This window comes from Paenibacillus paludis, from assembly GCF_042610515.1.
GTDB lineage: Bacteria > Bacillota > Bacilli > Paenibacillales > Paenibacillaceae > Paenibacillus_AQ.
In genome coordinates, this window is sequence record NZ_JBGJZP010000006.1 from 59,790 (window position 1) to 70,948 (window position 11,159).

Here is an 11,159-nt window from a genome sequence, read left to right on the forward strand (position 1 = left end):
ATTGGCAGCGGAATTTACCATCAGTGGAGGTATTTACATGAAATCGAATTTTTGGCGAAATAGCGTAGGTCTGGAGCCGGGCGACAACTGGAAACAGGAATGGGCGGCAGGGATCCTATCGTATTTTGCTTCTGTATATATTGTTATGGTCAACGCTGCTATTCTGCATGATGCGGGGATGCCGCTGCGGGCCGGTATGGTGGCTACGCTGCTGACGGCAATTACCGGCTGTCTGCTAATGGCCTTCGGCGGCAAGACACCAATTATCGTCGTTCCGGGAATGGGGATCAACGCCTTTTTCACCTATACGCTGGTGCATTCCATGAAGCTGGATTGGCGGGAAGCGCTTGCTGTTGTAGTTGTGACCGGAGTGCTGTTTGCGATTGTGGCGTTCACCTCGCTATACCGTATTCTCAGCGACGCGATCCCTCATAATCTGCAGCATGCGATTACTGTCGGAATCGGCTTGTTTCTGACCTTCATTGGCCTGCAAAAAAGCGGAATCGTCATCGCTCACCGGACGACATTTGTCGCGATCGGACATTTCAGCGACCCTGCCGTGATAACCTCTTGCGTAACCCTGGTTCTGGCACTGGTGCTGTTCATCCGCGGAACACGCGGGGGACTGCTGATCAGCATGATTGTGGGCACAGGACTTGCCTATCTGTTAGGTGCGTCGCATGCCCCGGGTCAGGAGGATTCCGGCCATGTGTTTTCCGGCTATGGCGATGTATTTGCCGGAATGGACTTGAGCCGGGGGATCAGCCTTGTGTTCTGGATTGCCGTGTTCCTGCTGCTGTTGATTGTTGTGTTTGAAAATATCGGGCTGATCTCTTCCCAGACATTGATGGCAGGACGTCCGGAGCGATTCAAGAGCAGCCTGCGCGCGTTGTCCATCGCTAATATTGCGGCCGGCCTGTTCGGCAGCAGTCCGGTAGTCGCTGCCGCAGAATCGACTGCAGGCATCGCGGCCGGCGGCAAGTCCGGGCTTACCTCGCTGGTTACCGGCATGTTGTTCGGGGCAACCTTCCTGTTCATCCCGCTGCTGGCTTATGTGCCGGACAGCGCCATCGCACCGATCCTGATTGTAATCGGCGGTCTTATGGTGCAGAGCGTACGTGAGATGGATCTCAGCGATATGACCGAGCTGTTTCCGTCCTTTCTGATCATGGTAATGATTCCGTTCACCTATAGCATTGTCGACGGAATGGCTTTTGGCTTCATTACTTACCCCATCGTTAAACTCGCTATGGGCCGGGGCAAGGAAGTGCCGCCTGCGCTGTACGGCATCGCCGGACTTTTTGTGGCGAATTTTGTATTGCATGCCTTAATGGGTTGAACCTGGCGGAGCAGCTTATCCAGACTCGCCTGTATACTAGAATTTGAAATATGTGGATTTCACCGGTCTGTTGTGATATGATGAGTATCCTTTTTGTGTGAGTGAAGCCAGTCTTGCACGAGATCAATCTTTAAGATTACTTTTAGGAGGTAACTGAAATTGGAAGACGACTTTCAAAGTGCCTATCAAGAGGAAGAAGACAGGCTTAACGGCGCGCTTACAGAAATCGACACTGTCCTGGAGAGACTGCGCAGCATACCGGTGTACACAGGAAGCGAGTATACGGAACAAGTGCTGGAGGATTCCAGAGAACAGAGGCGCAAAGATCTTGCCAAGCTTAGGCAGGAGCCTTATTTCGGACGGCTTGATTTTCAGGGCAATGACGAGGACGAACGCAAGGCACTATATATTGGCAAAATCGGCGTAGACCGAGAACAGGTAAGCGACCGTCCGCTAGTCATTGACTGGCGCGCACCGGTAGCAAGCCTGTTCTATTCGTTTACAGGCGGAACGGAGCCGGCCTCCTATGAAGCCCCGGAGGGGCTGATTGAGGGGCTGGTATATTTAAAACGCAACGTGGTGATCCGCAAGCAAATCCTGGAGCGGGTGGCGGATACCTACAACCGCGACAGCGACGCCCCGGCCGTATCCGATGAATTTCTCGTATACCGCCTGGGCGAGAATAAGGACAACCGTCTCCGCGATATCGTCTCGACGATTCAGGAGGAGCAGGACAAGATTATCCGTGCCGCGAAGAATACGGCGCTGATCATTCAAGGTGTGGCCGGAAGTGGAAAAACAACGGTTGCGCTGCACCGCCTGGCTTTCCTGCTGTATCAATACAAGGAACAGGTCTCCGCGGAGAAAATGATTATTTTCGCCCCGAACCGGATGTTCCTGGATTATATTTCGGATGTGCTGCCGGAGCTTGGCGTGGGCAACATTGCCCAGAGTACCTTCCCGGATTGGGCTGCGGACGTGCTGGGTATCACACTGCCGGAGCAAGATACAGCGGAAACGATGAACCGCTGGTTCGAAACGGCTGGCAGCATGCCGGAGATTACTGAAGAAACACCGGGCCGCTTCAAGGGTTCAACGGTGCTGATGGAGATTATTGAAGCCACGATCAAGCTGCTTGAGACCGGTGCGGTGCCGGAGGGGGATTTCATTCCCTGGGAAGGTGCGGTACTGCGGCGTTCGATGATTCTGCGCTGGCATAACGAGGAATACGCCCCCTATCCGCCGGCCAAACGCAAAGAGCGTGTGATGGCCAGAATTCACCGCTGGATTGAGATGGAGCTGAAGAAGAGCCCTTCGCAGGCAGCGCTGAAGGAACGCAAGAAAAAAGCGGCGGCACGCGAGAAGACCTACAGCGGCAAGTGGCCCAAATATGATCCGCTTATGATCTATAAGCAGATTTTCCGGGCGGCAAAGGTTCCGGAGCATTGGCCGGCTGCAGCCCCGGAGATTATTCCGCAAGGCGTGCTGAAGGAAACGGTCAAGGAGCTCAAAAAAGGCATCCTGCGCGAAGAGGATCTGCCGCCGCTGCTCTATATTCATTATCTGCTCAGCGGAAATGAAGGCGGGGACCGCTTTGACCATATCGTTATTGATGAGGCGCAGGATTTCTCGCCTTTCCAGATTGCAGTGCTTGATTTGTACGTGAAGGGTCATTCCTTTACCATTTTGGGCGACTTGTCACAGGGGATACATGCCTACAAGGGTGTACATGCCTGGGAAGAAATGCAGACGTTGTTTGCACCGGAACATACGGCCTATCATGCACTGACCCGCAGCTACCGGTCCACCATGGAGATCATTGAATTTGCCAACGGCATATTGTCTTCCGGTGTTGGCAGCTCCCTGCTCGCCGTTCCGGTCTTCCGCAGCGGCAACCCGGTCCGGCTGATCTCTTACGCCGATCGTCAGCCGGCAGCGGCAGCAGCCGGGAGTGAGCGCCTCAGTGCCGTCAGAACGGCTCTGGGGGCCCTCTCCGGGCGTGAATACCGCACAGTGGCTGTCTTAACCCGCAGCCTGCGGGAAGCTGCTGAGCTGTACGACGCGCTTGCCGGACAGTTTGAGGATCTTCACCTGATTGACGGCAGCATGACTGAATACCGGGGCGGGTTGTCTGTGCTGCCTGTGTATCTGTCCAAGGGGCTGGAGTTCGACGCCGTCATCTTGGCAGACGCGGACAGCGGACATTACGGGGAAGCGGCCTGGGACGCGAAGCTGATGTATGTCGGCTGTACCCGTGCGCTGCATGAACTGTGGCTGCTGCATGACGGGCAGCTGCCGCCTTATGTACAGCTGCTTGGAGAAGAGACAGTCTCCGGCTGGCCTGAATCGCAGTAGTGCAAATATAAAAAGCGGACCGCCTGTCATAAACAGGGCGGTCCGCTTTTTATATTCTATAGGGCGATAACGTCTTATTTCATCTCGTTTTGTTCCGTGATATGGAACCGTTCCACCTGCTGCTGCATATCGGAAGCCATAGCGGACAACGCTGCAGAGGAGGCCGTAATCTCCTCCATGGAAGCAAGCTGTTCCTCCGTTGCAGCTGTAACGCTCTGGAAGGAATCCAGCGCCGCCCGCGAGATGGCAGCCATCTCCTGTACGGAGGCGGCTACTTCAGCCGAGCTGGCAGACATTTGCTCGGTAATCGCCGAAACCTCATGAATTTGTTCGCCGACATGCCGGGTGGACTGCTCAATCTGGATAAAGGCATCGCTCGCTTCCAGCGCCAGATTCATGCCTTGTTCAACGTCTTCGGCCACTTTATGTTTCATTACGTCGTAGGCGCTGGCAATCAGGCCGACCATTTCGGAAATGGTCTCCTGAATTTGACCCGCGCTGACATGCGAGGCTTCGGACAGCTTCCGCACCTCTCCGGCAACAACGGCGAACCCTCTGCCCTGTTCTCCGGCACGGGCAGCTTCAATAGCTGCATTGAGCGACAGTAGATTGGTCTGCTTCGCGATCGCGGAGATCGCTGTACTTGCTTCTGCTACCTTTGTGCTAAGCCCGTTAAGTTCGGAAATCAGTCCGCCGGACTGCTGAACGGACTGGCGGATCGTCTTCATCTGCTCGCTGACATGCTGCACTCTGGTGCTTCCGGTGTTAACAACCTGCTCAGTCTGCACTGCGGCACTTACAATGGCCTGGGAAGCGGAAGCAATTTTATGGATGGCTTCGGACATTTCATCCATAGTTACGGCTACCTCGGAGGAAGCATGGGCCTGGGTTTCCACACCGCGGGTGGATTCCTCCACCAGTCCGGTGACATACTCCACAGCCTTGCTGTTCTCGCCGGTGCTGGCTGTCAGCTGCTCACTGGCAGCTGCGAGCTGGCCTGAGGTTTCGGCCACATCCTGCACCATCTTTCGAAGCGATGCTACCATGGCGTTATAGTTGCCCGCAAGCTGCCCGATTTCATCTTTACGTGTGGTGTTGACCACTTCATCCAGATAGCCTTCGCTGACGCGCTTTGCCGAACGGTTCAGCTGCTCAAGCGGCTTGGTGATGCGGCGGATGATGAAGAACGTTACTGCAGCGGCCAGAAGCAGCGCAACCAGCAGAACGATAGCTGAGTTATACAAAATAGGATAAACGGCCTCTGCATACTCGCTCTCGGGCAGCACACCAACCAGCTTAAAGCCGCTAAGTTCATTCGTAATGTAAAAGCCATCCATTGCCTGGTCTGTGGCACTGTCTTTGTAGGACACTTTGCCTGCCGGGGCCGCATTCAGCGTATCCAGCAGCCCGCCTGTAACGGGGCTTCCTACCTCCAGAGCGGGATGGTAGATAACCTTATTGCTGCTGTCCAGTATATATACATAACCGCTGGAACCGAGGCTGACATTCTGCGCCAGTTCCATAAGCCCATTCATGCTCAAACTGATTGTAGCTACCCCTTTGCCGTCCTGGAAGGCTTTGGAGATCGGCAGGATGAAGGAGTTTGTAACCTTGGAGAAAATCGGGTTGATAACGGATGTGCGGTCCGGTGTCTTCAGTGCGTCAATATACCAGTCGCGGACCCGGGGATCATAGTCGTTTGGTTTAGAATCAGGCGCTAACATAAACTTGCCATCGCTGTTGCCTAAAGCGACGATATCGATTTCAGGATGCTCCGCTTTGAATTTGTTGATCTGATTCCGTACGCGTGGAGAGTTCGCAGTCAGATCAGCTGCGGTAATTTGATAGGCAAGCTGATTCACATTGCTGCTCTCCAGCTGTATTAATTGCTCAAGTGTCTTATCGAGAAGATGAATGCTCGATTTTGTAGTTTCCTCCATTTTGCCCTGCAGCTCTGTTTTGGAAGTTTCCGAAGAGTTGACAGCTAGTACAAGCGAAGGAACTGCAATGGCGGTAATGATAAAAGCCATTAGTTCGGTTCTGAGTTTCTTGATGCCGAATACTTGTTTGAGGATGTGCCTTTTAGCTGTCATATTATATTCCTCCTGCTTTTAATTACTTCCATATCTATTAGTTAATAGATAATTACTTTTATATTTCGACACTAATCGACTTATTTTTTAGATTTTTCTTAAAAAAATAAGTTCCCATCTGGTGAAGAACAGTTATAACTGTTCTTGAACTTGTAACCTATCCCTGGGTATGGCTTAATAATAAGTGTCCGGCCGGGCAGATTACTCTGGAAGGAGGCTGATTGAAATGATTTCAGTATACGAGGTGGTTTCCGTCTAAGACGGAAATCCGCATAACCGGAGGAGGCCGAAAGGCCTCCTTATTTAAAAAGCATAGAAATAAATAATTCACATAAAGTTGTGATCAAAACCGAATGTAGACGCTATCCAATGGTTTTTATATAATGAACTTACGGTATTTACCAAATATGAGCTGAAGAAAGGAGGCAGGTGACGTGATCAATTCATTACAAGCAGTCGTCGGACACAAAGGGACACACCTGTTGAAGGAGGAAGTAAAAAGTGAGTTATGTAAATGGGAAGGATGTGCTCCCCCCGGGCCTGCTCGAAGAGCTTCAGGGATACATCCAGGGTGAATTGCTATACATCCCCAAGAAAACCGAGCAACGGGTAAGATGGGGCGAGAACAGCGGATCCAGGCAGGAGATTGCCAGCCGGAACGAGGAGATATTCTGCAGTCACAGCAGCGGCTGCTCGGTGAACGAGCTGCAGAAGAGATACCACTTATCCGAAGAAAGCATCCGCAAGATTATTTCAAAAATGCGGCTGGCGCTGAACCGCTAGCCTGAACTTTGAACAAAGAGCATGGCACCGCCGGAGGAGGCGAGGTCATGCTCTTTTTAAATATAAGGATGTATACGCAGTATGGTATGATAGTGGGAGGTATTCTAATAGTGCCGACCTACAAGATTACAGCAAGGAAGTGGAAGAATGGATTTATTTTCGCTCGGGGAAGACACCGGCAGCGGCCGCCTGCTGGCGGACCGCATGCGTCCGGCGAATCTTGATGAATATATAGGACAAGAGCATATTGTTGGCCCGGGGAAGCTGCTGCGCAGAGCCATTGAGGCAGATCAGGTCTCCTCTATTCTGCTTTACGGCCCTCCAGGCTGCGGAAAAACAACATTAGCCCATATTATTTCCCATCATACACAGGGGGAATTCGTCCGCCTGAATGCGGTCGAAGCCTCGGTCAAGGATGTGCGGGAAGTGATCGAGCGTGCTCAGAGCAATAAGGCATTGTACGGCTCTAAGACCATTTTGTTTCTGGATGAGGTGCACCGCTTCAACAGCTCCCGCCAGGATGCACTGCTCCCCGCTGTGGAGAAGGGGACCATCACCTTTATCGGCGCGACGACGGAGAACCCGTTCCACTATGTGAACGGGGCGTTATTGAGCCGCTCCACGCTGTTCCAGCTGGAATCGCTGACCAGTGAGCACAGTCTGATTGCTATGAGACGGGCGCTTACCGATGAGAAGCGGGGGCTTGGGTTCATGCAGCTGCAGGTGGATGAAGAAGCTTTGCAGCATATTGCAACGATGGCCAACGGCGATATCCGCCGGGCGCTTAATGCACTTGAGCTGGCTGCCATGACCACTGCGCCGGAACCGGACGGAAGTGTGCATATTACGCTTGCGGTGGCTGAAGAATCCATCCGCCGCCCGATTGTCAAAGCGGACGAATCGACGCAATATGATGTATTGTCTGCGTTTCACAAAAGCATCCGCGGCTCCAGCGATGCGGCGCTGTTCTGGTTTCTCTATGCTGTGGAGAAGCTGGGGATGGACCCGATGACATTCATCCGCCGGCTGATTGCTGCCAGCAGTGAGGATATCGGTCTGGCCAATCCGCAGGCGATGGTCCAGGCGGTCAGCGCACTGGAAGCCTACCGCAATAACGGCTGGCCGGAAGCCAAGCTGAATATTGCCCAGGCGATCCTGTTTGCGGTGGAAAGTCCGAAATCGAATGCCGTGACCGTGGCAATTTCGAATGCCATGGCCAGTATCGACGAGTTGAAATCGGCTGAAGTACCACTGCATCTGCGCGATACGCATTATAAAGGAGCCGTGAAGCTCGGCCATGAGGGCTACCAGTATCCGCATAATTTTCCGGGCCATTATGTCAAACAGGATTATCTGCCTAAGGCTATTGCACGCCGGGTCTTTTATCAGGCTACTGAACAGGGCAATGAAGCGAAGATCCGCCATAACCAGTCGCTTCGGCGCGGACAGTAGTCAAGTAAGAGTTCGATTGTACAACGTTCTCCATTTTATGCATCAACCGCTTATTTTACAGGGGGAGATTTCATTCCTTTTGTAAAAGAAGCGGTTTTTTGTTTAACGGGCTCGCGGTTTTTCTGATAGACTCCAATTTTTTTACAAAAATATCTATTTTTTATTACATTTTTGCTATTTTGTATATAGAATTCCATTCCTATATATGGTATATATTTACATAGGATGCAAATCATCCTAAAGACACCCGGAAAGAAGGTGGAAAACTTTATTGGGAATGAATAAGAGTTTGGAGCCACGGTTTGAAGAGTCTGTGCAGAGATGAAATTGAACACAAGGACAAGAAGGACGAGAAGGACAAGAAGGGAGAAGGGCTAAGATGGGCAAAGGGATCAGGAAGGGCTGGGTTTTGTCCTTGAGCTTTATGTTAGCGGTTACATGTTCCGGAGCTGTATTTCATCCATCTGTGGGCACAGCAGCGGCTGCCGGCTACAACTACGCAGAGGCACTGCAAAAATCGATTTATTTCTATGAGGCTCAGCGTTCAGGCGATCTGCCGGAAGACAACCGGGTCGAGTGGCGGGGGGACTCCGGACTTCTGGATGGCGCGGATGTCGGCCACGATTTATCCGGGGGCTGGTATGATGCGGGGGATCATGTCAAATTTGGTTTTCCAATGGCTTATACAGCTACGATGCTGGCCTGGTCGGTCTATGAATACAAGGATGGTTACGTGCAGTCCGGCCAGCTGGAGGAGATTCTGGATAATATCCGCTGGGCTACCGACTATTTTGTCAAAGCCCATACAGCTCCAAATGAGCTATGGGGACAGGTAGGGAACGGAACGGCCGACCATAATTGGTGGGGAGCAGCGGAAGTGATGCAAATGCAGCGGCCCTCCTACAAAATTGATGCAACTCATCCCGGCTCTGATCTGGCGGCAGAAACCGCAGCGGCGCTGGCTTCGGCATCGATTATCTTCCGGGATTCGGATGCTGTCTATGCGGACAAGCTGCTGCTGCATGCCAAACAGCTGTATCAATTTGCGGACACTTACCGCGGCGCCTATTCGGACAGTATTACCGACGTCAAGCAGTATTACAATTCATGGAGCGGTTATGCCGATGAGTTGAGCTGGGGCGGTGTATGGCTCTATTTGGCGACCGGTGAGCAGACGTACCTGGATAAGGCAGTTGCCGCAAGCAGTCTGTGGGGAACGAACCAATCGGGATTATGGGGTTACCAGTGGACACAATCCTGGGATGACAAGCATTACGGTGCGCAGCTGCTGCTGTCACGGATTACCGGGGATGCCAAGTTCATTCAATCTACGGAACGCAACATGCAGTATTGGACAACTGGTGTAGGCGGGACTAGCGACCGGGTCGCCTATACACCTGGAGGGTTGGCACATCTGGATCAGTGGGGAGCCCTGAGATATGCCGCCAACCAGGCATTTTTGGCGTTTGTTTACGCGGACTGGGTAAGCGACCCTGTCAAAGGCGAAACGGCCCGTTCTTTCGCGGAACGGCAGATTACGTATATGCTGGGCGACAACCCGCGGAACAGCAGCTATGTGATCGGGTATGGCAACAATTCGCCGCAGCATCCGCATCACCGGACCTCACATGGTTCATGGAGCGACAGCCAGTCTACTCCTTCAGATCACCGTCATGTTCTATACGGAGCGCTGGTCGGGGGTCCATCCAAGACGGACACGTATACCGATTCGATCAACGACTATGTCTCGAATGAAGTGGCAACCGACTACAATTCCGCCTTTACAGGGGCGCTGGCCAAAATGATGCTGCTCCACGGGCAAGGGCAGCAGCCGCAACCACAGTTTCCTGCGGCAGAGACCCCTGAGGATGAAATGTTTGTCGAGGCTTCCGTAAATGCCAGCGGCAGCAATTTTGTAGAGATCCGGGCACTGCTCAACAACCGTTCCGGCTGGCCGGCACGGGTCAGCAAGTCGATGTCCTTCCATTATTATCTGGACCTCAGCGAAGCAATTGCCGCAGGGTACGGTCCGGAGGATATTACGGTCACTGCCGGTGGCTACAACCAGGGAGCAACGGTATCCGCACTTCAGCCTTATGATGAAGAACATCATATTTATTACACCAAGGTTGATTTTACCGGCACTTCGATCTATCCGGGCGGTCAATCCGCTTACCGGAAGGAAGTCCAGTTCCGGATCGCCGCTCCGCTCAACACGCTCTTCTGGGACAATACAAATGACTATTCATTTAAAGGCGTGGCAACGGGAGGAGCGCTTCCGGTAAAAACGGCGTATATACCGGTATACGACGCCGGGGTGCTTGTATTCGGTGAACTGCCTCCCGGAGGCGGACATCCGGGTGAACCGAAGGTGCCCGCACAGCCTTCCGGTGTAGCGGCTGCTGCTGAGAACGCCAGCGTAAAACTGTCCTGGAACACAGTCAGCGGGGCAACGGACTATACAGTTAAACGGGCTGTAACGAGTGGCGGGCCTTACACTGTAGTTGCAAGCACAACAGGGGCCGTGTATTCCGACAACGGGCTGGTTAATGGTACTACCTATTATTATGTAATCACCGCCTCGAACAGTGTTGGCGAGAGTACGCCATCTCTGCAGGTTAGTGCCCAGCCGCGTGAAACACCTACTCCGGCAAAAGGTGATTTAAGGGTGGAATACCGTACTAATGACAACAATCCCGGGGACGGACAGATGCGCCCGCAATTCCGGATTGTGAACACGGGAACTGCCGCGGTACCGTTGAGTGGTCTTAAGCTCCGCTACTATTTTACCGTGGACGGAGACAAAACCCAGCAATTCCACTGCGATTATGCCGTTGTCGGCAGCGGAAATGTAAGCGGTTCCTTTGCGAAACTTAATCCGTCCCTAACCGGAGCGGACTACTATCTGGAGATCACTTTTGCTGAAGGTGCCGGAAGCCTTGCTCCCGGAGGGAACAGCGGAGAAATTCAGGTGCGCACCAACAAAGAGGACTGGACGAATTATAGCGAGGGCAATGACTATTCCTACAGCGGAACGCAGCTTGCCTTCGCCGAATGGGAAAAGGTGACACTGTATCGTGACGGAACACTTGTGTGGGGTTTAGAACCATAATTTATCTACAGAGAGGGAGCTAGCC

At 52.7% G+C, this 11,159-nt stretch carries 6 protein-coding genes; 5 read left to right on the forward strand and 1 reads right to left on the reverse strand.

Annotated features, from left to right (window positions below):
* Positions 1 to 37: 37 nt before the first annotated feature.
* Together ACAN56_RS13175 and ACAN56_RS13180 are read left to right on the forward strand one after the other, a co-directional pair.
* Positions 38 to 1,339: an NCS2 family permease gene (locus ACAN56_RS13175; protein WP_038595576.1), complete on the forward strand. Its 1,302-nt coding sequence runs from the start codon at positions 38 to 40 to the stop codon at positions 1,337 to 1,339.
* 159 nt (positions 1,340 to 1,498) lie between these two features.
* On the forward strand, positions 1,499 to 3,694 hold the full coding sequence (locus ACAN56_RS13180) for a HelD family protein (protein WP_379143308.1): 2,196 nt from the start codon (positions 1,499 to 1,501) through the stop codon (positions 3,692 to 3,694).
* Positions 3,695 to 3,768: 74 nt separating this feature from the next.
* On the opposite strand, the gene ACAN56_RS13185 is transcribed toward ACAN56_RS13180, so the two are convergent.
* Entirely contained in the window at positions 3,769 to 5,787 is a 2,019-nt protein-coding gene (locus ACAN56_RS13185) for a methyl-accepting chemotaxis protein (protein WP_379143310.1), read from the reverse strand.
* 501 nt (positions 5,788 to 6,288) lie between these two features.
* On the opposite strand from ACAN56_RS13185, the gene ACAN56_RS13190 reads away from it, so the two are divergent.
* The 3 genes from ACAN56_RS13190 (at position 6,289) to ACAN56_RS13200 (ending at position 11,134) form a co-directional block, all read left to right on the forward strand.
* Entirely contained in the window at positions 6,289 to 6,570 is a 282-nt protein-coding gene (locus ACAN56_RS13190) for a CD3324 family protein (protein WP_038595570.1), read from the forward strand.
* A 147-nt stretch (positions 6,571 to 6,717) separates the two neighbouring features.
* Positions 6,718 to 8,022 carry a replication-associated recombination protein A gene (locus ACAN56_RS13195; RefSeq protein ID WP_342436879.1) on the forward strand — a complete coding sequence of 435 codons (1,305 nt, stop codon included), beginning with the start codon at positions 6,718 to 6,720 and terminating at the stop codon, positions 8,020 to 8,022.
* Positions 8,023 to 8,401: 379 nt separating this feature from the next.
* Positions 8,402 to 11,134 (forward strand): glycoside hydrolase family 9 protein, encoded by a 2,733-nt coding sequence (locus ACAN56_RS13200; protein ID WP_038595564.1) that lies wholly within the window; start codon positions 8,402 to 8,404, stop codon positions 11,132 to 11,134.
* Positions 11,135 to 11,159 lie beyond the last annotated feature (25 nt).